The following is a 23733-nucleotide window of genomic DNA, read 5'->3' on the forward strand; positions in this document are numbered from 1 at the left end:
CGGCCCATGGACCGGCTCACCCCGCAGCAGCGCTCGGAGCTGATGTCCCGGATCCGCGGCAAGGACACGGGGCCGGAGCTGGCCGTGCGGCGCATGGCCCACGCGGCCGGCTACCGCTTCCGGCTCCACGGGCGGGTCGGCGGCGCCGCGGCGCGGGCGGCGGCCCGGGTTGCCCCGGAGGTGCGCCTGCCGGGCGGCAAGTTGCCGGGCAAGCCGGATCTCGTCTTCGCGTCCCGGCGGCGGGTGGTTTTCGTCAACGGGTGCTTCTGGCATGCGCACGACTGCGCCGTCGGCCGCCGCTCGCCGTCGTCCAACAGCTCGTTCTGGACCGCGAAGCGGGAGGGGAACGCGGCGCGCGACGCGCGCCACGCCGAGCAGCTGCGGCGGCTCGGCTGGGAGGTGATGACGGTGTGGGAATGCGAATTGCGGGATCCCGACGCCGTGCTCGCGCGGCTGGAGTCGTTCCTGGGCCGCCCCGGCGGTCCGGCGGACGACGGCGGCGCCGACGCAAAAAAGCCCTAGCAAAGTTCTACGCTTCGTAGAAGAATGGAGTCATGATGTTCAACCATGAAGACGGCAACCCGGTCCTGGTGCTCGACGAGGGTCAATGCTGGAACCTGTTGGAGCACACGCATCACGGCCGTTTTGCGCATGCGGTGTCGGGGGACGTGGACATCGTTCCCGTGAACTTCGCGGCCGCGAACGGCAAGCTGTACCTCCGGACCGCGCCCGGGAACAAGCTGGCGGGACTGACCGTCAACTCGCACGTGGCCTTCGAAGCGGACGGCATCCTCAGCGACCAAGCCTGGTCGGTTGTCGTGCGCGGGAGGGCCCACGTGATGGAGACGGAAGCGGAGATCGAAGAGGCCCGCGCCTCGGGGGTCGAACCCTGGATCCCGACGGCGAAGGACTTCTGGGTGCGGATCGATCCGCTTCAGGTCACCGGACGGCACTTCCTGCTGGGGCGCCAACCGGAGCGGCTCGAGGAGTACTGACACGCCCAGCCCCCGGCGCATCCCGCCCCTCGCCGACCGGCCCTGCACAGGCCAGGCCTCTGGATGGTTGTCCACATTACCGGTTTTCCGGCCCCATGGTTCGAACGTGTGTTCTAGCGTGGGTGTATGGATCTGCAGCGCGGTGGGATGGACGGCGACGGCCGGGACGAGGTGCCCGGCGGTTCCGGGGCGGCCGCTGGGCGGGGCGCTCCCGCTGCCGGCCCCGCCTCGGCTGCTCGCGCTGCCGCCGCTCCCGCCTCGGCGACCGCCGCCGCGCCTGGCGTGCCCCGCCCCGGAGGTGCCGCTGCCCCGGCCGCCGCGCCTGGGGCTGCTCGCGCCGCCGCCGCTCCCGCCTCGGCTGCTCGCGCCGCCGCCGCGTCTGGCGTGCCCCGCCTTGGAGGCGCCTCCGCGCCGGCCGCCGCGCCGGTGGCTGCGGATGCTGGGGATGTTGCGCCGCCGGTGGGGTTGGTGGCGGTGGAGGGGGTGGATCCGGGCCGGGCTGGCCTGCTGAACGGCCGGCTCTGGATGGCCCCGGGCGTGGGCTTGTCCGCGGATGAGGCCGAGTGCCTCTCGCTGGCGATCGAGGCGATGCGCGCGGGGCTGGCCGCGGATTCGGCGGTGGTGCTGGCGGGCATGGTCGCCGCGGTCCAGGCCGAGGCGGGCGAGGAGCTGGACGGGATCCGGTCCCGGTCCAAGGCCAAGCCGCGCGAGCTGGACGCGGCCACCCGGCTGCGCTGCGTGGTCACCGGGCAGGACCCGGTGTGGACGGGGTGGGCGGTCACCACCGCGGCCAGCACGCTCGCGGCCTCGCACCGGGTGCCCGAGGGCACCATGACCGGCAGGGTCCTGGAGGCCCTGGACCTGGTCCACGGGCAGCCGGCCACCCTGACCGCCCTGGGCGTCGGGGCGATCGGCCCGGGGCACGCGCAGGTGATCCTGCGGGCCTGCCAGGAGCTGCAGCCGGACCCGCCGGCCCCGCCCGCCAGGGACGCCGCGGATTCGGCGTGGGAGGACTACCGGGTCGCGGCGCGGGCCGAGCACGCGGCCAACACCGGCCGGCGGGCCGGACTCGAGGCCGAGCTGCTCGGACACGCCGTGGCGGACACCCCGGCCGGGACCCGGTCCAAGGCGGCCAGGCTGCGCGCCCGCTACGGCCCCGGCCCGGCCGCGGAGCGGATCCGGCGCAACGAGTCCGAGCGGCACGTGCGCTTCGTGCCCTCGCACCGGGAGGGGATGTGCGAGCTCACCGGACAGGTCCCCGCGGTGGGCGCGATGGAGGCCATGGACCGCGTCGAGCGCATCGCCGCGGAAATCAAGGCCGACCCCGCCGAGACCCGCACCCTGACCCAGATCCGCGCCGACGTGTTCATCGCCCTGCTCACCGGCCGCGACCAATGGGACACCATCGCCGGCCAGGTCATGATCGTCCTGGACCACACCAGCCTCCCCCAAGGCCCCGCCAACGACGGAAACGGCCACGGCGCGAGCGCGGGCGCCGCCGAGGCGGCCGGCCACGAGGCCGCTGGCGGCGAAGAGGCGGCCGGCGGCGACCACGACAGCGACGACGCGCGCGTCCCGGGCGATGCCGCCGCCACGGCCGGCGATCCGGGCGCGGCCACTTCCCCCGGTGCCGATGGCACGACGCCGTACGCGGCCGCCGGGGCGCTGGGAGTGGCCGAGCTGGTCGGCTTCGGCCCCATCGACGCGGCCACCGCCCTGCGGATCGCCGCCACCGCCCCGACCTGGGACCGCCTCTACGCCACCGAGGACGGCACCGCCCTGACCGCCATGGCCGCGACCAAGTACCGGCCCACCCCCACCGAACGCGGCCTCCTGGACGCCACCACCAACCACAACCGACAGCACCAACGGCCCCCAGCGGATGCCCCGCAGGCCAACACAGGAGCCCCGCCCAGCGGGACGCGAACACCGCAGGTCGATGTCGACGGCCCGCAGATCGGCGCGGGAGGCCCACCGGAAGGGGCGGGAGGCCCACCGGGCGGGTCCGGGGCGCCGGGTGGCACCGGCTCGCCGCCGGATCGGCCGGATTCCCCGGCGCCCGGGGTCGGATTTCCGCCGGGCGGGTCCGGGGCGTCCGCCGGGCCGTGGAACCGGTTGCGGCAGCCGCCGGGCGCGCTGGCTCCCCTGGAACTGGGACGCACCCGGTACCGGCCCAACGCCGCCCAACGCCGGGTGCTCACCGTGCGCCGGCCCCGCTGCGCCCTCCCCTCCTGCACCAGCCCCGCCATGGAACACGACCACACCACCGCCTGGGCCGACGGCGGCACCACCGACGTGGACAACCTCGAAGGACTCTGCCGCCGCCACCACGCCCTGAAAACCGCCGGCCTGCTCTCCACCCGGCCCCTCGGCGACGGCGCCCTCGAAATCACCACCCTCACCGGGCGCACCTACACCAGCCAGCCCGAGGTTCCCTGGGCCGGACGCGGTACCCCGCCACCGGCCGAGCCCGTCCACCCCCGCGCCCCGGACGGACCCGCCGAAACCGCCGAGGCGACCCGGATGCACGAGGCCGACTGGGCCCGCTCCCTCGCCGCCCTGCGCAACCAGGTCACCCAACTCGACGTGGACCGGATCCCACCCCCGGACACCGACCCGCCACCGACACCCACCGACGAGGAAACAGCACCGCCCGATCCGGATCCGTGACGGGGGTTCAGGACGGTGAGCCGAAGAGCCGCTCCTCCTGTGCCGCGTACGTGTCCAGCAGCCGCAAGGCCCTCCGGCCTGCCTCGGTGTCCTCCTGGCGGAGCCCGGCGCGCATGGCCTCCAGCTTCTCCGCACCGTCGGGATAGGGCGGCAGCAGCGGCACGGACGGGTCGGTGTGGAAGTCCAGGACGACCGGCCGGTCGGCGGCGAGGGCCTCCGCCCACGCCGTGCCGATGTGTTCGGGGTCGTCGACTCGGACGCCGCGCAGGCCGAGGAGCTCGGCGTAGTCGGCATAGGGGAACTCGGGGAGGCGCTGCGAACGGTGGTAGCGGGGATCGCCCTCGGTCTCCCGCTGCTCCCACGTCACCTCCGCCAGGTCCCCGTTGTTCAACACGCAGACGACGAACCGCGGGTCGGCCCAGTCCTGCCACCGGTCGGCCACGGTCACGAGCTCGGCCAGCCCGGTCATTTGCATGCCGCCGTCGCCGGCCAGCACCACGACGGGGCGCTCCGGGGCCAGCAGCTTCGCCGCCAACCCGTACGGCACGCCGCACCCCATGCTCGCCAGCGTGCTGCACAGCTGCGCGGGGACGGATGCGGGCAGCCTCAGCTGCCGCGCGTACCAGTAGACGCAGCTGCCGACGTCGAGCGCGACCTGCGCGTCGCTGGGCAGCCGTCCCGAGAGCTCCCGGACGACACGCTCCGGGTTAAGCGGCTCCGCCGGGGTCGCGGCCCGCTGCTCGGCGAGCGTCCACCAGTCGGCCACGGCCCGCTCGACCTCCGCCCGCCACGAGGCCCGGCCCGCGCCGGCGCCGCCGTCCCCCTCCCCACGCGCGTCCAGCCGCCGCGCCAACTCGCGCAGCGTCGCGGCCGCGTCGCCGACAAGCGGCACCTCGAGCGGGTACCGGTTGCCGATCCGCCTCCCGCTGAGATCGATCTGCACGGCCCGGGCGGCGTCCGGCGGCGGGTAGAACTCCGTCCACGGGTCGTTGGACCCGACGATCAGCAGCGTGTCGCACCGGTTCATCAGCACCGCGCTGGCCGGGGTCCCGAGGTGTCCCATGACCCCGGCGACGTACGGAAGGGAGTCGTCGACGTACGGTTTGCCGAGCAGGCTCGTCGCGATCCCTGCCCCGAGCCGTTCGGCGATCGCCTTCACCTCCGCGCGGGCATGCCGGGCGCCCTGCCCCACCAACAGCATGGGCCGCTCACCCGCGGCCAGCAGGTCGGCGGCCGCATCGAGGTCCCGCTCCCGCGGCAGGACCCGCGGGCGCTCCCAGACCGCGCCCGTGGCGACCTGCGCGTGGGCCCCGGACAGCTCCGCGGCGGGCTTCTTCTGAACGTCGTGGGGAACGATCACCACACACGGCGACGACGTGGCCAGCGCCGTGCGGAAGGCACGGTCCAGGACCATCGGCACCTGCTCGGGCGTGGCGACCTGCTCGCAGAACTCGGACGCCACGTCCTTGAAGACGGAGGGCAGGTCGATCTCCTGCTGGTACTGGGAGCCCAGCACCGTCAGGTTCTGCTGGCCCACGATCGCCACGACGGGCACGTGGTCCAGCTTCGCGTCGTACAGGCCGTTGAGCAGGTGGACGGCGCCCGGCCCCTGCGTGGCCAGGACGACGCCGATGCCTCCGCTCTCCGGGGAGCTCGCTGAGGTGTCGTCCCCGGCCCCGCCCGAGCGTGCCTCGTCGCCGGAGCCAGCCTCGTCCGCGGAGGCCCCGAACTGGGCGATCGCGTACTTCGACTGCGCCACCGCCATGAACGCGGCGTTCTCCTCGTGCCGGGCCTGGACAAACACCGGGCCGTCGTCCGCCCGGCGCAGGGCGCCGAGGAGCGTGTTGATGCCGTCGCCGCTGTAGCCGAACAGGCGCCGCACGCCCCACGCCTCCAGCCGCTCGACCATCGCGTCCGCCACCAGCCGTTCCGCCATGTGCCCTCCTCGCCTCGGGGCGCGATCCCGCGCCGGTCCCTGCCTAGGCGTAGCACGCAGGTGGGTGCGTTCCAAGGGAGTCGGGAGGACGACGGCGGCGCCCGCGGCGGGGGCGGCCGGCGTCGTGGGGCGGCACGGCGGACGACGGCGGCGCCCGCGGCGGGGGCGGCCGGCATCGTGGGGCGGCATCGGGTTACGGGGCCGAACGCCGCACCGTGTTGGCGCCGCGTCGCGTACCCGCGGCGCCGCGTCCTGCTAGTGCCGGTAGAACCCCTCCCCGCTCTTGCGCCCCAGCTTCCCAGCGGCGACGAGCCCGGCCACCGTGGCGTTGGGGCGGTCGGCCTCGTCGCCGGTCTCCGCGTAGGTGGCCTGCGCGATGAAGTCGATGACGTCGAGCCCCACGAGATCCATCAGCTCAAACGGGCCCATGGGGTGGCCCAGCGCGGTGCGGGCGGCCGTGTCGATGTCCTCGATGCTGGCGACGCCGGAATCCGCGAGCGCCAGGGCCTCCCGCTGGATCGCGCCCATGAGCCGGTTGGCGATGAAGCCGGGGACCTCGCGCGTGATGAGGACGGGCTGCTTCCCGAGCCGGCGGGCCAGCTCCATGGTGGCGTCCACGGTGGCGTCGGAGGTCCCCTCGTGGCGCACGACCTCCACGCACTTCATGACCAGGGCCGGATTGAAGAAGTGCATGTTGCAGACGTTGGCCGGCCTGCCGGTGGCCGCGGCGACCTTCGAGGAGCCGAGCGTCGAGGAGTTGGTCGCGAGGACCGCGTGCTCCGGGGCGACCCGTCCCAGCTCGGCGAAGATCGCTTGCTTGACGTCCAGCCGCTCGGTCGCGGCCTCGATGACGTAGTCCGCGTCGGACGCCGCGTCCGCCAGGTCCGTCGCCGTGGCCAGGCGTGCGAGGGCCGCGTCGGCCTCCGCCTGGCCGAGCTTGCCCTTGGCGACGCACCCGGCGCCCCAGGCCGCGAGCTCCTCCCGGGCCGCCGCGAGCATGTCGGCCGAGATGTCCTGCAGCGTGGTCCGGTAGCCGGCCAGGGCGGCGGCCATGGCGATCTGCCGGCCCATCGTCCCGGCCCCGATGACCAGGACGTGGCGGATGTTCTCGATGGACGGTGCGGTCATGCCGGGTTGCCTCCGCGCAGGTAGACGGTCGTGGTGTGCGTGAAGAACTCGCGGGCCGCGCCGCCCTGCTCCTTCGGCCCGTACCCGGAGCGCTTCGCGCCGCCGAACGGCACGTGCGGATCGGCGCCCGCGGACTCGGAGTTCACGTGCAGGATCCCGACGTCCAGGTCCTCGACGGCGTCCAGGGCCCGGGTCAGGTCCTGCGTGAACACGGCACAGGAGAGCCCGAGCTCCCCGTCGTTGGCCAGCGCGAACGCCTCGGCCGCGCCCGCGGCCCGTCGCACGGCGAGCACCGGCCCGAAGAGCTCCTCGCGCCAGGCCGTGTTGGCCAGCCCGGCGTCCCCGTCGGGGATCCCAAGCACGGTCGGGGCCACGAACGCGTCGCCGGCCGGGTGCGTGCCGGCGCCGTCGGCCGCTCCCCCGGCGTACAGCAGCTGGGCGCCCTCGGCCAGGGCCGCGCGCACCGACGCGCGGATCCCCTCGGCGGTCCCCGCGGAGACGACGGGGCCCATGTGCGTGCCGGGGTCGGTCGGGTCGCCGACGCGCCACGCGTCCAGCCGCTCCCCCAGCCGCCCGAGGAACACGTCGGCGATCGCCTCGTCCAGAATCAGCCGGGACGTCGCGGTGCACTTCTGGCCCGTGGAGCGGAAGGCCCCGTAGAGGACCTGCTCGACGGCGAGTTCCAGGTCCGCGTCCGCCAGCACGACGGAGGCGTTCTTGCCGCCCATTTCCGCCTGCATCGGCACGCCGGCGGCCGCGGCCCGCCCGGCCAGGGACCGGCCCACCCCGGTCGATCCGGTGAACGTCAGGCCGTCCAGGTCCGGGTGGCCCACGATCGCGTCGCCCAGCCGGCCAGGCCCGATCACGAGGTTCAGCACGCCCTCCGGGATCCCCGCCGCGGCCAGGGCCTCCGCCAGGCGCATCGCCAGCAGCGGCACGGCCGACGCCGGCTTCCACACCACCGTGTTGCCGTAGACCAGGGCCGGGGCGATCTTCCACGCGGGGATCGCGATCGGGAAGTTGAACGGGGTCACGACGCCGACGACGCCGAGCGGCTTGCGGGTCACGAGGATCCGCTCGCCGCGGCGCGGGGACTCGAAGACCTCCCCCGCCTCCCGGTCGCCCGCGGCGCCGTAGTAGCGCAGGATCGCGGCGGCGCGGCGCACCTCGCCCGTGCCCTCGGCAAGGGTCTTGCCCTCCTCGCGGGCCAGCTCCAGGCCCCAGGCCTCGGCGTGCGCGTCGATGTGGGCGGCGGCGCGGGCCAGGACGGCGCCCCGCTCGTGCATCGGGGTGCGCGCCCAGTCCCGGGCGGCGGCACGGGCCGCGGCGAAGGCGTCGGCGACGTCGGCCTCGGTGGCCTGCCGCCCCGCGGCGACCGTCTCCTCCGGCCGGGCCGGGTTGGTGGAGGCGACGGGCGCGCCCTCGCCGTCGCGCCACCGGCCGCCGATGTAGTGGCGGAGCACGACGGCGGCGCCCGCGGACGGTACGCCCGCCGCGGCGGCAGACTGTGCCGCGGTGGCGGACTGCGCCGCACCCGCGGCGCCGGCCTCGGCGGGTCCCGCGACGGCGGCATCCGCCGTCGGGCCCGGTGCGGGCGGTGTGTTCTGGGGTGTGCTGGTTTCCACGGTGTTCTGCACGGTCGTGCTCCTCTCGGCCTAGCGGAAGGCGGGGGTGCCGGTGAGCTTGTTGCCCAGGATGAGGGTGTGGACCTCGTCGGTGCCCTCGTAGGTGCGCACGGATTCGAGGTTGTTGGCGTGGCGCAGCGGGGAGTGCTCGAGCGTGATGCCGTTGCCGCCGAGGATGGTGCGGGCCTCGCGGCAGATCTCGATCGCCTCGCGGCAGTTGTTGAGCTTGCCGACGCTGATCTGGTGCAGCTGCAGCGTGCCGGCGTCCTTCATGCGCCCGATGTGCAGGGCCAGCAGGAAGCCCTTGTTGATCTCCAGGGCCATGTCCACGAGCTTGCGCTGGGTGAGCTGGTAGCCGGAGAGCGGCTTGTCGAACTGCAGGCGCTCCGTCGAGTAGGCCAGGGCGTCCTCGAAGGCGTCGCGGGCCGCCCCCATGGAGCCCCAGATGATCCCGTAGCGGGCCTCGTTCAGGCAGGAGAACGGGCCCTTGAGCCCGACGACGTCCGGCAGGACCGCGTCGGCGGGCAGGCGGACGTCCACCATCTCGATGTCGCACTGGATAGAGGCGCGCATGGACAGCTTCGGCTCGATCGGGGTCGCGGTGAAGCCGGGGGTGTCGGTCGGGACGACGAACCCGCGGATGCCCTCGTCGGTCTGGGCCCAGATCACGGCGACCTGCGCCACCGAGGCCAGGCCGATCCAGCGCTTGGACCCGTTGATGACCCAGTCGCCGCCGTCGCGGCGGGCGAAGGTGCGCATCCCGGCCGGGTCGGAGCCGGCGGTGGGCTCGGTCAGGCCGAAGCAGCCGATCGCCTCGCCGGCGGCCATCCTCGGCAGCCACTGCTGCTTCTGCTCCTCGGAGCCGTGCTTGTGGATCGCGGACATCGCCAGCGAACCCTGGACCGAGACGAACGTGCGCAGGCCCGAGTCCCCGGCCTCCAGCTCGGCGCCGGCCAGGCCGTACTCCACGGCAGAGCGGCCGCCGCACCCGTAGCCGTGCAGGTGCATGCCCAGCAGGCCCAGCTTGCCCATCTCCGGGACGATCTCCAGCGGGAAGTGTGCGTCCTCGTACCAGCGGGCGATGTTCGGGCGGATGGCGTCGTCGACGAACGAGCGCACGCGGGCGCGCAGCGCGAGCTCCTCCCCGGTGAGCAGGGCGTCGAAGTCGATCAGGTCGGCCGGGCTGGTGCCGGTGGGAAGCGCGGTGGCGGTCATGGGTGGCTCCTCGGTGGGGTGGTGGCGGTCGGTGGGCGTCCGGCGGGCGGTGGCGGGGCGGCGCCGAAGCGAAGGGCGGACTCCGGCGCGGCGGCCGGGGCGGCGGCCGGGGCCGGCCCCGCCGGAGCGGCGGGCGGGGACTGCCGGGGCCGGCGCCCGCCAGGGTCGTGCGGCGCTAGGCGCCGGTTTCGGCGAGGATGGCCCCGCGGAGGACGGCCAGGCCGTCGCGCAGCAGGTCGTCCCCGATGACGAGCGGGGGCAGCAGGCGCAGCACGTTGCCGTGCGTGCCGCACGTCAGGGTGACGACGCCGGCGGCGTGGCAGCGGGCCGACACGGCCGCGGCGAGGTCCGGTCGCGGGTCGAGCGTCCCAGGTTCGGCGAACTCCAGGGCCAGCATGGCGCCGCGGCCGCGCAGGTCGGCCACCGTCGCGACGGTCTCGGGCAGGTCCCCGAGGACCTCGCGGACGGTCGCCTCGATCCGGCGCGCCCCCTCGAGGAGCGTCCCGTCCCCGAAGGCCTCGAACACGGCCAGGGCGGCCTCGCAGGCGAGCGGGTTCCCGGCGTACGTGCCGCCAAGTCCGCCCGCGTGGACCGCGTTCATCAGCTCGGCGCGGCCGGTCACGGCGGACAGCGGCAGCCCGCCGGCCAGGGCCTTGGCGGAGAGCGTGATGTCGCCGGCGATGCCCTCGTGCTCGGAGGCGAACAGCGTGCCCGTGCGCCCCATGCCGGCCTGGATCTCGTCGATGACCAGGACGATCCCGTGCTCGTCGGCGATGCGCCGCAGTCCGGCCAGGAAGCCCGGGGCCGGGACGACGAAGCCGCCCTCGCCCTGGATCGGCTCGATCACCATGGCGGCGAACGTGTCCGCGCCGTGGTCGGCGAGTGTCGCCTCCACGGAGGCCAGCGCGGCCGCGGCGACGTCCGAGGTCCCCGCGGTCGCGGAGTCGCCGGTCGGGGTGGGCGCGCCGGCGGCGCCGCCGTCGTGCGCCCCCGCCGAGGGCCGCAGCGGGTTCGCGCCCGCGGCGCGGATCACCTGGGCCGACGGCAGCGGCCCGAAGTTCTTGCGGTACGGGTTCTCCTTCGCCGTCATGGCCATCGTCAGCAGGGTGCGGCCGTGGTAGGCCTCGTCGAAGACCAGCACGTTGGGGCGTCCGGTGGCGGAGCGGGCGATCTTGACCGCGTTCTCGACGGCCTCGGCACCGGTGGAGAACAGGGCCGTGCGCTTGGCGAAGTCCCCGGGCGTGTGCTCGTTGAGCCAGGCCGCGACGCGGGTGAAGGACTCGTACTCGGTGACCATGAAGCAGGTGTGCGTGAAGCGCTCCAGCTGGGCGGCCACGCGCTCGCGGACGCCGGCGTGGGCGGCGCCGACGCTCGTGACGGCGATGCCGGAGGCGAAGTCGATGAGCCGGTTGCCGTCGACGTCCTCGAGGATCCCGCCGTCGGCCCGGGCCACGAACACCGGCAGCGTGATGCCGAAGCCGTCGGTCACGTGCTCGCGGCGCTGCTCGTGGAGGCGGCGGGACTCGGGGCCGGGGACCTCGGTGGCGAGGTGGCGGGACTGGGCAAGCGGGGTGCCCGCCGCGGTGGCGGGGCGCGAGGCGGTGGTGGTCATGCGGCCAACCTATGGTCCCCCCGTGGCCCACGTCATTGGACGATCTATCCAATTCGGGTCCGGATGTTGGATCATTTGCTGGTGATCTCCCTCCTGCAACTCACCACGGAGCTCGGCGCCGAGCTCGCCACGGCCTCGGGGGCCCCGCCGTCGGCCCGGCCCCTCAGCGGCGTCCACGTCTCCGAGCTGGACGACCCCACGCCGTACCTCGACGGCGGCGAACTGCTGCTCACCACCGGCATGCCGTTCGCGGGATCAGCGGAGCGGATGCGCGCGTACGTGCGCCGGCTCGCCGGCCGCGGCGTCCACGCTCTGGGGCTCGGGCTCGGCCCCTGGGGGCGCGACGTCCCACCCGGCCTCGTGGAAGCGTGCGACGCCGGCGGCCTGGACATGGTCCTCGTCCCCGACGGGGTCCCGTTCCAGAACGTCTCCCGGGCGTACTGGCGGCTGTCGCTGCGCGACGACACCGCCGGCCTGCGCGACTTCCTGGGCACGCAGGCGTCCCTGACCCGCGCGGCGATGCGCCCGGACGCGGCCGCCGCCGTCGTCCGCGGCCTCGCCCAAGCGCTGGGCGGGTGGGCCGCGTACGTGGCCGACGACGGCACCCGCCCCACCGTGTGGCCGGCGAGCGCCGAGCCGCTGCTGCCGCACCTGCGCCGGGAGGCGCTGCGCCTGAACCGCGCGGGCACGCACTCGGCGGCGACGTTCGAGCTGCACGGGCAGGCCGTCGTCGCCTATCCGATCGCCGGCACGGACCGCACCCACGGGTTCCTCGCCATCGGGTCCGGCCGCACGCTCGGCACCGCGGACCGGCAGGTCATCTCCACGGTGTGCACGCTGCTGGCGCTCCGGGCGCGGCAGCGCGAATTGGTTTCGGGGACGACGGCGACGCTCGGCTCGGCCGTGGTCCGCCTGCTGCTGGCCGGGCAGACCGAGGCGGCGCGGCTGCTCGCGGACGAGGTGGGGCTGGGCGTGCTGCCGGAGCGGGTGCGCCTCGTGGCCCTGCGCCTGGGACCCGACGGCGAGGCGCCGGCCGCCCTGCGCAGCGCCGGGTCGCTCCGCTGCGCCGAGGGCGTCGCGGCCCCCGGGCCGCTCGCCGCCGCCCTGCACCGGGTCGACGGGGACGTGCTGCTGGCCGTCGTCAATGCCAGTCCGCCGGCGTCGGCCCCCGCACCCTCGCCCGCGCCCGAGGAGGGAGCGGCGGAGGCCGCCCTGCTGGGCCTGGAGTCCGCGGAGCCGCGCGAGGTGGCGCGGGGGGAGGCGACGCGGGACGCGGCGACCCGGGGGGAGACGACGCGGGAAGCGCCCGACGGCGGCGGGGACGCGCCTCCCCGGGCCGCAGCGCCGGAGTGGGCCGGCGGGGCGGCCTCGGGCGAGGTGCCGTTGTCGCTGGTGTCCTCCGCCGTCGCGGGCGTGCGGCAGGCGGCGTTGCAGGCCCCGGCCGGGCTGCTCGTGGCCGCGGAATCGTCCGGCGACGCCCGGGCCGAGGGTTGGGTCGCGGCGCTGCGGGCCTACCCCCGTGCGGATCTGGCCGGGACCGTCGCGGCGTACCTGCGCCGCCGCGGGCACTGGGAGGACGCGGCGCGCGAACTGGGCGTGCACCGCAACTCGGTGCGGCACCGCATGGCGGTGGCGGGTCAGGCGCTGGGCGTCGACCTCGACAACCCCGACGTCGCCGCGCACCTCTGGCTGGCCCTCCGCCGGGCGGGCTACTGAGGCGCCAGCCCGCAGGCGCGCCCCGCCACAGCCCGCAGGCGCGCTCCGCCACGGCCCGCAGGCTCCTACAAACGGCGCAGGCCGCCGCAACGGCCTGCGGCGTCCGCAAGCGCCTGCGGCTCGCTCGGGAGAGGCGCTACGCGGCGGCGCACTGCCACGTCGACGGCCTACCGCTCGACGCGCTACCGGGCGGCGCGCTACCGGACGGCGCCGGGGACCGCGGCGCCGAGCCAGGCGAGCACGTCGTCGGTGTGCTGGCCCAGGGCCGGCGGCGCCGCCGCGGGGGCTTGGAACGCCGGCTCCCACGTGATCGGGTGGCGGACCTGGCGGCCGACGGCGGCGCCTGCGCCGTCGTGGACCTCCAGGACGGGCTCCAGCCCGAGGGACTCGGCGAACCCGAGGCCCTCGCCGATGTCGGCGACCTTGCCGGCGGGCACGCCGGCCGCGGTGAGGCGCCGCTGCCAGCCGGCGGCGGTGTCCGCGGCCAGGGCGTCCTCCAGCAGCTGCTCCAGCTCGGGCTGGTGCTCGACGCGGGCGCGGTTGCTGGCGAAGCGCGGGTCGGAGGCGGCGTCCGGGATGCCCAGCTCGGCGCACAGTCGCCCGAACTGCCCGTCATTCCCGCAGGCGACGGCCAACGGGGCGTCGGCCGTGCGCAGCGACTGGTAGGGGGCGATCGAGGGGTGGACGTTGCCCTTGCGCCGGGGCACGACCCCGGCCCCGAGGTACGCCTGGGCCTGGTTGGCGAGGGCGCCCTGCAGGCTGGAGAGCAGGTTGACCTTTACGTGGGCGCCGCGGCCGTGGGCGTGGCGCGCGTTCAACGCGGCGAGGATGCCGACGGTCGCGTCCTTGGCGGTGAGCACGTCGACGAGGGCGACGCCGGCCTTCATCGGCTCGCCGTCGGCCTCGCCGGTGATGTCCATGAGCCCGCCGAGGGCCTGGACGACGAAGTCGTAGCCGGGCAGGGCTGCCCCGTCGCGGTCGCCGAAGCCCGAGATCGAGGCGTACACGAGCCCGGGGTTGTCGGCGGTGAGGTCGGCGTACCCCAGGCCGAGCTTCTCCAGTCCCCCGGGCTTGAAGTTCTCGACCAGGACGTCGGCCCGGCGGGCCAGCTCGCGGGCCGCGGCCAGCGCCTCGGGGTCCGCCAGGTCGAGGCAGACGGACTCCTTGTTGCGGTTCACGGACTCGAAGTACGTGGCGCCCGTAGCAGAGAAGGGTGGGCCCCAGTGGCGGGTGTCGTCGCCGGCGCCGGGGCGCTCGACCTTGATGACGCGGGCGCCGAGGTCGGCCAGCGTCATGGTCGCGAGCGGGCCGGCCAGGACCCGGGAGAAGTCCGCGACGAGGATGCCCTCGAGCGGGCGGGGGTTCGGGGTGGGTGCGCTCACGGGTCTGGTGCCTTTCGGTCGGGTGTGGCCCACGCTACGGATCGCCTCGCGGGAAGGGATGGGCGGAAACGGCCACGGGCTTGGACGTTTCGTCCAAACCCGTGGCCGCGCCGGGGTGCGGGTCGCGGCCGTTCGGGGCGGCGCCGCAACCGGCGGGACTGGGGTCGGCCCGCCGGCCCCGCCCGTCGCTTACCGCCAGTGGGCGGCGCTGCGGCGGCGCATCGTCTCCCGGTACTGCTCGGTCGTGTTCGGGTGCAGTTCGCCCGTGCCCCAGTCCAGGATGACGCCGTGGCGCCGGATCACGTCGAGGTGCCCGATCTCCCCGGCCCGGTAGGCCGCGGCGACCGACTCGGCGTCGGCCTCCAGCCAGCCGGCGCGTTCGCCACGGATCCGCTCCCGCAGCTCCGCGGTCTGGGCGTCGTCGAGCTCGTAGTCGTCGAGCTCGGGGTCGACCGCCCGGATCACGACGCCGTAGTCCGCTGCGGCCCGCTCGAGGGAGACGTAGCCGTCGATGACGTCCTCCAGGACCTCGGCCGCCGGCCGCTCCAGCGGGTCGCCGAACCCGCCGCCGCCGGCGGAGGGGCGGATGAACGAGTCGCCGGGGCCGACCGGGACCGAGGAGAAGTTCGCGCCCAGGAACCGCTCGCCGTCGGTGCCGCGGTTGAGCCACACCCCGTGCGGGATGGACGGCAGCCCGCCCTCGATGCCCCAGGTGACGGAGCGGGCACGGTCGCAGCAGTAGCTCATCACGGTGCCGGCCGCGTCCGTCAGGGTGCCGCCCTTCTCGATGCCCAGTCCGCCGCGGAACCGGCCGGGGCCGCCCGAGTCGACGGCGATCTGGTGGCAGGTGGTGAGCACGGGTGAGAGCCGCTCCTGGCCCTCGACGGGCTGCACGGCCAGGCCGGGGCCGAACACGGGCGCCGTCGCCGTCGCCCCGTCCTTCGAGGCGCGGCCGCCCCAGCCGCCGGCCATCCAGTCGTACCACATGAAGTAGGGCTGCTTTTCGGTGCGCGCGTCCTTCCCGCCGATCAGCAGGTACTCGAGGTTGAACGCGCACGCCATGGCGCGCTCCGGCATCACCCGGGACCACAATTCGAAGATCCCGTTCATGACCTTCTCGTACGGGCCGGAACAGAACCCGGTCACGGCATGCGGCCAGCCGGCGTTGACGACGGTCCCCTCCGGCCCGATCTCCGCGGTCACGGCGGCGTAGAAGCCCGAGTTCAACGGCACGTCCGGGAAGAATGTCTTGGTGCCCGCGTAGATGGCCGAGAACGTGGTCCCGTAGCCGGAGTTCAGGAAGGTCTCCACGGCCGGGGCGGACCCGGTGAGGTCGTAGTGGATCCCGGAGCCGTCGAGCCGCAGCCGGATGTGGATGGGCACCAGTCCCTCGCCGCGGCCGGGGTCGAGATCGAGGAAGTCGGTGGTCTCCCACTCGCCGTGCGGCAGGGACGCCAGCTTGCGCCGGACCGTGCGCTCGACGTAGTCCTGCGTCTCCTGCATGGCCTCCACGACCGTGTCCTTGGAGTACTTCTCGACCAGGCGCAGGACCTCCCGCTCGCACACGGCAGTGGCCTCGGATTGGGCGTGCAGGTCGCCCATGGCCTGTTCCGGCGCCCTGGTGTTGGAGACCAGCAGCTGCGCCACGTCGTGAAGGAAGACGCCGCGGGACCAGATGCGCACCGGGGTGATGCGCAGGCCCTCGCCGAAGTGCTCGCTGGCGTTGACGTCGAAGGACCCGGGCACGTTGCCGCCGATGTCGGCCCAGTGCCCCTTGTTCTGGGCGAAGCCGATGATCTCGCCCTCGGCGAAGATCGGGCGGATGAAGGACACGTCGTTGAAGTGGGTCCCGCCCCGGTAGGGGTCGTTGATCGCGAAGACGTCGCCGGGGCGGATGTCGGAGCCGAACTCCTCGAGGACGGCCTTGCACTGGAAGTGGAGCGTGCCCACGTGCACCGCGATGTCCCCCGAGCCCTGCATCACGGTGTTACCGCGGGCGTCGCAGAGGGCTGAGGAGAAGTCGCGGGAGTAGATGACGAACGAGTAGCAGGTGCGCAGGATCTGCTCGCTCATGAGGTCGACGCTCGTGGCGAACGCGTTCTTGAGGACCTCGAACGTCACCGGGTCCAGGGCGGCGGGGGCCGCGGCCGGGCCGGGGCGGCCGGGGCGGGTCAGCAGGGTCTCGGTCATCTCAGCGCTCCTTGGCGGCGGGGGTCGGGTCCAGGTGGATGCGGATGTTCAGCCACTCGTCGATCTCGGCCCGGGATCCGGGCGGGACGACGGTGGTCGAGTCAAGCTGGTCGACGATGGCCGGGCCCTCGAACGCGGTGCCGGCCGGCAGCGAGGACCGCTCGTAGACGGGCGTTTCGGTCCAGCCCGTCTCGGCGAAGTAGACGCTGCGCCGCTCCACCGGCACTCCCGGTGCGTCGTCGCGCCGTTCCGCAGGGGCGAACGAGGGCTTGGGGGTCTTGCCGACGGCCGTCAGTTGCAGCTGGTAGATCTCGACCGGCTGGTCGTCCTGCCGGAAGCTGAACTCGCGCTCGTGCTCCTGGTGGAACGTCTGCACGGCCGCCTCCAGCGCGCCGTGCCCGGAGCCCATGGGCACGGAGAGGGAGCGCCACTGGCCCTCGTAGCGCATGGAGATCACGCGCTGCAGGACGGCGTTCTCGTCGGCGACGCCCTCGTGGCGCAGGCGCTCGCTGGCGTCAGCCTCGAGCGCCGCATAGCTCCGCTCGACGTCGTCGGGGTCGACGTCGGCGGCCTTGGCGGTGAACATCGTCGACAGGTCGTGCCGGATGTCGACGAGCAGGCAGCCGAGGGCGGAGGTGACGCCGGGGCTGACGGGGACGACGACGGTCGGGATGCTCAGCTCGCGGGCCACCTCGGCGCCGTGCAGGGCGCCGGCCCCGCCGAAGGCCACCAGGGCGAAGTCGCGCGGATCGTAGCCACGACGGATGGAGATCAGCCGGACGGCGTCGGCCATGTTTGCGTTGGCCACCTGCAGGATGGCGTGGGCCGCTTCGTCGTCGGCCAGCCCCAGGGGCGCGGCGACGGCGCGGTGGACGGCCTCGCGGGCCCGGTCCCGGTCCAGGGTCTTGACGCCGCCGGCCAGGCTGGTGCCGAGCCGGTTCAGGGCGACGTTGGCGTCGCAGTTGGTCGGCTGGTCGCCGCCCGTGCCGTAGCAGGCCGGTCCCGGGTCCGCGCCGGCCGATTGCGGGCCGTTGCGGAGGGACCCCGCGATGTCGATGTGGGCCAGCGATCCGCCGCCGGCCCCGATCGTGAGCACCTCGATGCTCGGGAAGACGATCGGGTGCCCGTATTCGACCTGCCACTCCTTGGTGACGCGCAGTTCGCCGCCGGAGACGAGCGCGATGTCCGTGGACGTTCCGCCCATGTCCAGGCCGACGGCGTTGTCGTACCCGCACTGCTGGGCCACGTGCTTGGCGGCGATGGCGCCGGCCGCGATCCCGGAGGCGGCCAGCCGCACGGGGTACCGCTTCACCATGGGCGGGGTCATCGACCCGCCGCCACTGTGGAGCAGGAGCAGGTCCCCGCGGTAGCCGCCGTCGCGCAGCCGGTCCGCGAGCCGGTCCACGTAGCCGGTGACCAGCGGGGCGAGGACCGCGTTGGAGACGGCCGTGTTGAAGCGGTCGTGTTCGAAGATCTCCGGCAGGACCTCCGCCGACGTGCACACGGTCGCGTCCGGCAGCTCCTCCTCGAGGATCTGGCGCATGCGCACCTCGTGGGCGGCGTTCGCGTAGGAGTTCAGGAAGCAGACGGCGATCGTCGTCGCTCCGCGTTTGCGGAGCAGGGCGGCCAGGCGGCGCGCCTCGTCCTCGTCGAGCGGCTCGACGACGTTGCCCGCGAAGTCGATCCGCTCGGTGACCTCGAACCGGTCGCGCCGGCGGATGTAGGGACCGGACACGTCGTTGTAGGCGTCCCAAAGGTCGTCCTTGGTGCCGTCGCGGATCTCGAGCACGTCGCGGAACCCGCGCGTCGTGACCATGGCCGCCTTCGGGAAGCGCCGGGTGATCAGGGCGTTCGTGGCCACGGTGGTGCCGTGGGAGAACAAGGACACCGTGGACAGGTCCACCTGGGCGCGCTCCACGCCGGCGAGCACGGCCAGCATGGGATCGTCGGGGGTCGAGGGGACCTTGGTGACGCGCATGGCGCGCGTCGTCTCGTCGAAAACGCAGACGTCGGTGAACGTCCCGCCGACGTCGACGGCGACTCGGACTGAAGTCATCGGGACTACCTCCGGACAGGAAGGGAAGGGATGTGATGCACCCCACTCTCCCGGCCGGAGCGGGGCGGCGTCTCTGGCGGGAACGAAAGCCTGCGCGCTAGCCTTTGTGGAATCTCCAAAACGGCGGAAGGGACTCTCGATGGGCGAAGAGCTGGACGAGCAGGCCACCGGCGGGTCGCGCGGCGGCGGCCCCGCGGTTGGCCCGCTCGACGACGGCCGTGCCCCCGCCTCCGCGGCCGCGACGCTCGGCGGGCTACTGGCCGCCGACGAACTGGGGCTGCGTGCCGTCGTCCCCGGGCCGGCGGACACGCCGGTCGCCGCGGCGCACTCGTGCGACCTGCCCGACCCCGCGCCGTGGCTGCCCCGTGGCTGCGCGCTCCTCACGACCGGCCTCGGTTTCTCCCCGGACGGGCCGAGCCGCACCCGGGCCGACTCGCTCGTCGCCTCGCTCGTGCGCGCGGGCGTACCGGCCCTGCTGTGGGGCCTGGGGCCAGTGCACGACCGGGTGCCGCAGCCACTGGCGGACGCCTGCGCCACGCGGCGGCTGCCACTGCTCACGGTGGCGGCGGGGGTGCCCTTCCAGCGGATCGAGGCGCACATCGCCGAGCGCTGGGCCGCCGCGCGGCTGCACCGGTCGGTCAGGGCCGAGCGGGCCACCCAGGCGCTCGTCGCGGCTATGTCCGCCGACGACCCCGTCGCCGCCGTCGTCCACCGGCTCGGCAGCCTGGGTCGCGGCTCCGCCATGCTGTACGAGGAGGGCGGCCGCCTCGTCGAGTCGACCGGCGCCGGCCCGACCCGGCTCGTCTGGACCGAGTGGCAGCGCCACGCCGCTCCAGGGCCGTTCCAGGTGGGCCGCTGGACCGTGCTCGCGCGCCAGGCGGTGCTCGACGGGCGCGGCTACGTGATCGCCCTGGCCGGGATCGGCGCCGGGGCCATCCAGGACTCCGGCCCCCACCTCTTGGACACGACGCTGCGGATCCTCGGGGCCATCAGCGGCATCACCCGTTTCGCTGCGGGAAGCCTCCGCCACGAGAATGCCGAGCTGCTGCTCGCCCTGGCCGACGGCATCGACACCGCCCGGGAGCCGCGGACGTGGGAGCGGATGCGGCCCTTCGGGTTCGAGCCCTACGGCTGGCTTCGGGCCGTCGTGGCGGACACCCGGGACGGCAGCCCGCTCGGTGGGGCCGCCGCGACGCGCCTCGTCGACGCGGCCGCCGGACTCGGCCTGCCCCTGCTGTTCGCCGAGTCGGGGCGCGGGCCGGCGGCGCCACCCGGATTCCGGGCGGTGGCCGCCGACGCCGCCGCGGCGGACGCGTGGCTCGAGGCGGCGGCGGGCGAGGGACTCGCGGTCGGGGTCTCGGACGCGTGGGAGACGCTCACGGCCGCGCCCCGGATGCTGCGGTCGGCCGCGACGGCTGCGCGGTTGGCGCGGGACGGGATGGGCGACGGCGGCCCCGCCGTCGTCCACGTGGAGGACATCGATCCCGCGAGCTGGCTGCTGGCCCGCCGTGGCCACGGCTCTGACGCCGACCGTCTCGAGCGCTACGCGGCCCCGCTCGCGGCGCGGCCGGACCTGCTGGAGACCGTCGTGGCCCACCTCGCGGCGGATCTGGACGTGAACGCCACGGCGGCGCGCCTGTTCGTCCACCCGAACACCATCCGGTACCGCCTCCAGAAGGCCGGCGAGCTGCTCGGGGAATCCATCGGGTCGGCGGCGGCCGTGGCCAACCTGTACCTGGCGCTGCACGCGGAGATCGGCCGGGCCCGCCGGGCGGGCTGACGGCCCGCGCACGCCGAGGTGCGCGGGCCTGGTGCCCCGGCGCCACCCCCAGCGCCCGGCGCTACCCCCAGCGCTCGGCGCGGCGGGCCGCCAGCCGGGCGAGGAGCTCGTGCTCCGCGTCCGGGCCGGGCTTGATCCCGCGCGGGATCCGCGCCGTGAACCAGGCGCCGAGCGCCCACCAGAGCCCGAACAGCACCCACGGCGCCAGGCCGATGGCGGCGGGCATGCCCGGCAGGTAGAGCGAGAGCAGGCCGGCGCACAGGACGGCGGACGCGATGCCGACGGCCTCGCCGGCGCGGCCGCGCCCGCCGATGCGCAGCGGCCGGTCCATGCCCGGCTCGCGGCGGCGCAGGATCACGAACGCCAGCCCCACCATGAGGTAGGCGACGACGATGCTCGGCGACCCGGAGTCGACCAGCCAGCCGAGCATGGCCGAGCCGAAGAACGGCGCCAGCATCGACAGGCCGCCGATGAACAGGAGCGCGTTGGCGGGCGTGTGGTACTTCGGGTGCAGCCGGCCGAACCACGCGGGCAGCATGCCGGAGCAGGCCATCGCGTAGAGCAGGCGGGAGGCGCCCATGAGCAGCGAGTTCCAGGACGTGAGGATGCCCGCGATGCCGCCGGCGATGAGCACCTTGGCCATGAGGTCCGAGCCGAACAGCGCGCCCATCGCGTCCGCCGTCGCCAGCTCGCTGCCGGCGAGCGCGCCGACGGGCATGGAGGAGGCGGTCGCGAGGACGACCATGACGTACCAGGCCGCCGCGATGAGCACCGCGATGACGACGTAGCGGCCGATGCGCCGCGGCGGGATGTCGCACTCCTCGGCCGACTGGGGGATGACGTCGAAGCCCACGAACATGAACGGCACGACGATCATCACGCCGAAGAAGCCGGCGGCGCCGTGGTTGAACAGGGGCTCCAGGTTCGCCGTCGAGCCGCCCGTGAAGGTGCCGAGGAGCAGGAGGGCGCCGATCGCGAACAGGAACAGGACGACGAACGTCTGGACCACGCCGGCGACCTTGACGCCGATGACGTTGATCCAGGTGATGACGACGGCGGCGGCCACGCCGACCAGCGCCCACGTCAGGTAGACCTCCGATCCGGCGATCTCCCACAGCAGGACGCGGTTGAGGTCCGGGAAGAGGTAGAGGGCGGTCTTCGGCAGCGCGACGGCCTCGAACGCGACGATGGTGATGTAGCCGCCGGTGATGCCCCACGAGCCGATGAACGACCAGCGGGCGCCCATCGAGCGGAGCAGGTAGTTGTGCTCGCCGCCGGCCTTGGGCATCGCGGCGACGAGTTCGGCGTAGGTCAGGCCCACGATGGCCATGATCCCGCCGCCGGCCAGCATCGCGGCGGCCGCGCCGAGCGGCCCGGCCGTCGAGACCCAGCCGCCGGTGAGCACGACCCAGCCGAAGCCGATCATCGCGCCGACTCCGATGGCCAGGGTGTCCCAGCGGCCGAGGACCTTCTTCAAGCGCGGGGCGCCCTCGCCCGCGGGGCGCTGGTCCCGTAGCGCGCCATCGGCGCTGGACGAACCCCCGGCGCTGGGGGCGGGCGACGGGTGGGCCGGGCCGGCCGGCGGCGCGGGGTGTGCGTGACCGGCAGCCGGCGTCGGGTGGGCGGCGCCGGCCGCGGTGCGTGGTTCTGCCATGGTGAGCCTTTCACTGAATGTGTCGGCGCTCACGCTATCTCCCCCGTGTCCCGGGTCACCTTGTGCGCGGCGTCCAGTGCGGTGGACGGATCGGCCAATGCGCCGGGCGGCGCGCCTCGGCGCCCGGGCGGTTCGCGCCGGGGCCGCGCGGGGCCAGCGCCTACGATGGAGCGTGCGGGCGCCCGTCCCGCGGGAGGGAGTGCCGGGTGGAGATCGTCACCGCGTTTCAGTCGCAGGTCTACCGGTCCCTGCCCGCCGTGGAGCGCGCCGACGCCATCGTCCACCGCCTCAAGACCTCCCTCTCCCTGGGGCTCCTGCACGTCGGCGAGCGGCTGCCCAGCGAGGCGGCCATGGCCGAGCTTTTCGGGGTCTCGCCCGCCACGGTCCGGGAAGCCCTGGCCACCCTGCGGGACGAGGGGATCGCCGAGACCCGCCGCGGGCGCAACGGCGGCACTTTCATCACCGCCCGCCCCACCCAGGGTCTGGACCCCCTGCGCGAGTGGCTCGACCACAAGTCCATCGCCGAGCTGCGGGACATCGGGGACGAGCACTCCGCCATCGCGGCCGCGACGGTCCGTCTGGCCTCCGAGCGGGCCGAGGCGCAGGAGATCGAGCGCCTGGGCGACCGCGGGCGGGAGATCCTGCTCGCCGAGACGCCGGAGGCGCGGGCCACGGCCGACAGCCGCTTCCACATCGAGCTGGCGATCGCCGCGCAGTCGCCGCGCCTGACCAATGCCGAGATCCGGCTCCAGGCCGAGCTCGGCCAGGTCCTGTGGGCCCCGCTCGGGCCCGCCATGGACCCCGAGCAGGTCGCCGCCGAGCATCTGGCGCTGGTCCACGCGATCTCGTCCGGACAGGCCGACCGGGCGAGGGAAATCGTCCTCCAGCACGTCCGCCGCAACACCCACCACCTCATCGACACCAAGCTGGTGCTTCGGTACGGCCCCGCCCCCGAGGAGGCGCGCCCATGACCGCCGGTCCCCTGCCCCCCGCGGCCACCGAGATCCGCGACTGGTTCGCCGCGGCCGTCTCCGCGCTCGCCGAGTTGGCGGCCGAGGTCGGCGCCGTGCTCCAGGCCGCGCCCCGCCGCGGCTCCCTCCTCGCGGCGGAGTCGACCGACTCCGTCCGCCCCTGCGCGGCGCGGTTCCTGGACGGGCACCCGTATGCCGTGGGGGCCGGCGCGACGCTGTTGACCCAGCGGTTCGAGGAGGGCACCGACACGCTCCCGTGGTGGGTGCGCTCGCCCCAGGGCGCGGTGCCGCTCAACATCGACCTGACGCCCGGCAGCGACCGGTTCTACGACTACCAGCGGCTCCCCTACTTCACGGGACCGGCGACCCGCGGCGGCCAGGCCCTGTGGGGGCCCTACGTCGACTACCTGGGGGCGGACGACTACATCCTGACGCACGCCGCCGCCCTCGTGGTCGACGGCGCGTTCGCCGGGGTCGCCGGCTACGACATCCGCGTGGAGGACCTCGAGACCCTCCTGATGCCCGCGCTGCGCCGGCTTCCCGGCGACGCGGCGCTCCTCAACGCCAGCCGTCGGGTGATCCTCGGCAACTCCGGCCGGTACCTGGTCGGCGAGCGCGTCCGGGACGACGTGCAGGGACTGCATCCCCTGCCGGTCCCGCACCTGGGTTTGTCCCTGCTGGTCGCGGGTGGCGCCGGCGGCGCCGACTCGATGCGCTGACGGCGGCCGCCCCGCAGGGGCGGCAGCCGCGCCCACGCCCCGCGTGCTGGGCGCACGCGCCGACACTCCGCGCGCTGGGCGCAC

The 23733-nt window shown here is 74.7% G+C and carries 16 protein-coding genes; 7 read left to right on the forward strand and 9 right to left on the reverse strand.

The window, feature by feature from the left end:
- Positions 1-6: 6 nt before the first annotated feature.
- The 3 genes from AC1Q5D_RS07775 (at position 7) to AC1Q5D_RS07785 (ending at position 3665) form a co-directional block, all read left to right on the forward strand.
- The gene (locus AC1Q5D_RS07775) at positions 7-522 is read left to right on the forward strand and encodes a very short patch repair endonuclease (protein WP_481738008.1); all 516 of its coding nucleotides are present in this window, start codon (positions 7-9) and stop codon (positions 520-522) included.
- Between the two features lie 32 nt (positions 523-554).
- The gene (locus AC1Q5D_RS07780; protein ID WP_481738009.1) at positions 555-995 is read left to right on the forward strand and encodes a pyridoxamine 5'-phosphate oxidase family protein; all 441 of its coding nucleotides are present in this window, start codon (positions 555-557) and stop codon (positions 993-995) included.
- 537 nt (positions 996-1532) lie between these two features.
- Positions 1533-3665 carry an HNH endonuclease signature motif containing protein gene (locus AC1Q5D_RS07785; protein WP_481738010.1) on the forward strand — a complete coding sequence of 711 codons (2133 nt, stop codon included), beginning with the start codon at positions 1533-1535 and terminating at the stop codon, positions 3663-3665.
- Positions 3666-3672: 7 nt separating this feature from the next.
- Here AC1Q5D_RS07785 and AC1Q5D_RS07790 read toward each other — a convergent pair whose 3' ends face one another.
- From AC1Q5D_RS07790 to AC1Q5D_RS07810, 5 genes are all read right to left on the reverse strand, one after another.
- Positions 3673-5601: a thiamine pyrophosphate-requiring protein gene (locus tag AC1Q5D_RS07790; protein WP_481738011.1), complete on the reverse strand. Its 1929-nt coding sequence runs from the start codon at positions 5599-5601 to the stop codon at positions 3673-3675.
- 255 nt (positions 5602-5856) lie between these two features.
- Entirely contained in the window at positions 5857-6729 is an 873-nt protein-coding gene (locus AC1Q5D_RS07795; protein WP_481738012.1) for a 3-hydroxyacyl-CoA dehydrogenase family protein, read from the reverse strand.
- Positions 6726-8366, reverse strand: coding sequence for an aldehyde dehydrogenase family protein (locus tag AC1Q5D_RS07800; protein WP_481738013.1), 1641 nt, complete (start codon positions 8364-8366; stop codon positions 6726-6728). The genes AC1Q5D_RS07795 and AC1Q5D_RS07800 overlap by 4 nt, the downstream gene beginning before the upstream one ends.
- Before the next feature lie 18 nt (positions 8367-8384).
- A complete protein-coding gene (locus AC1Q5D_RS07805) occupies positions 8385-9569 on the reverse strand; it encodes an acyl-CoA dehydrogenase family protein (protein ID WP_481738014.1) in 1185 nt (394 codons plus the stop codon).
- A gap of 175 nt (positions 9570-9744) precedes the next feature.
- On the reverse strand, positions 9745-11181 hold the full coding sequence (locus AC1Q5D_RS07810) for an aminotransferase class III-fold pyridoxal phosphate-dependent enzyme (RefSeq protein ID WP_481738015.1): 1437 nt from the start codon (positions 11179-11181) through the stop codon (positions 9745-9747).
- 81 nt (positions 11182-11262) lie between these two features.
- Here AC1Q5D_RS07810 and AC1Q5D_RS07815 point away from each other — a divergent pair, with 81 nt between their 5' ends.
- Positions 11263-12897 carry a PucR family transcriptional regulator ligand-binding domain-containing protein gene (locus AC1Q5D_RS07815; protein WP_481738016.1) on the forward strand — a complete coding sequence of 545 codons (1635 nt, stop codon included), beginning with the start codon at positions 11263-11265 and terminating at the stop codon, positions 12895-12897.
- A 197-nt stretch (positions 12898-13094) separates the two neighbouring features.
- On the opposite strand, the gene AC1Q5D_RS07820 is transcribed toward AC1Q5D_RS07815, so the two are convergent.
- From AC1Q5D_RS07820 to AC1Q5D_RS07830, 3 genes are all read right to left on the reverse strand, one after another.
- Positions 13095-14279 (reverse strand): CaiB/BaiF CoA transferase family protein, encoded by a 1185-nt coding sequence (locus AC1Q5D_RS07820; RefSeq protein WP_481738017.1) that lies wholly within the window; start codon positions 14277-14279, stop codon positions 13095-13097.
- A gap of 189 nt (positions 14280-14468) precedes the next feature.
- A complete protein-coding gene (locus tag AC1Q5D_RS07825) occupies positions 14469-16469 on the reverse strand; it encodes a hydantoinase B/oxoprolinase family protein (protein ID WP_481738018.1) in 2001 nt (666 codons plus the stop codon).
- 1 nt (position 16470) lies between these two features.
- Positions 16471-18525 carry a hydantoinase/oxoprolinase family protein gene (locus tag AC1Q5D_RS07830; protein WP_481738019.1) on the reverse strand — a complete coding sequence of 685 codons (2055 nt, stop codon included), beginning with the start codon at positions 18523-18525 and terminating at the stop codon, positions 16471-16473.
- 139 nt (positions 18526-18664) lie between these two features.
- Here AC1Q5D_RS07830 and AC1Q5D_RS07835 point away from each other — a divergent pair, with 139 nt between their 5' ends.
- Positions 18665-20305 (forward strand): helix-turn-helix domain-containing protein, encoded by a 1641-nt coding sequence (locus AC1Q5D_RS07835; RefSeq protein ID WP_481738020.1) that lies wholly within the window; start codon positions 18665-18667, stop codon positions 20303-20305.
- 61 nt (positions 20306-20366) lie between these two features.
- On the opposite strand, the gene AC1Q5D_RS07840 is transcribed toward AC1Q5D_RS07835, so the two are convergent.
- Complete coding sequence (locus AC1Q5D_RS07840) at positions 20367-21782, reverse strand: APC family permease (RefSeq protein ID WP_481738021.1); 1416 nt, start codon at positions 21780-21782, stop codon at positions 20367-20369.
- 383 nt (positions 21783-22165) lie between these two features.
- Between AC1Q5D_RS07840 and AC1Q5D_RS07845 the strand changes: the two genes are divergently transcribed.
- The gene (locus AC1Q5D_RS07845; protein ID WP_481738022.1) at positions 22166-22930 is read left to right on the forward strand and encodes a FadR/GntR family transcriptional regulator; all 765 of its coding nucleotides are present in this window, start codon (positions 22166-22168) and stop codon (positions 22928-22930) included.
- Entirely contained in the window at positions 22927-23649 is a 723-nt protein-coding gene (locus AC1Q5D_RS07850; protein ID WP_481738023.1) for a cache domain-containing protein, read from the forward strand. The genes AC1Q5D_RS07845 and AC1Q5D_RS07850 overlap by 4 nt, the downstream gene beginning before the upstream one ends.
- Positions 23650-23733 lie beyond the last annotated feature (84 nt).

It is taken from the genome of Arthrobacter paludis (genome assembly GCF_056782315.1).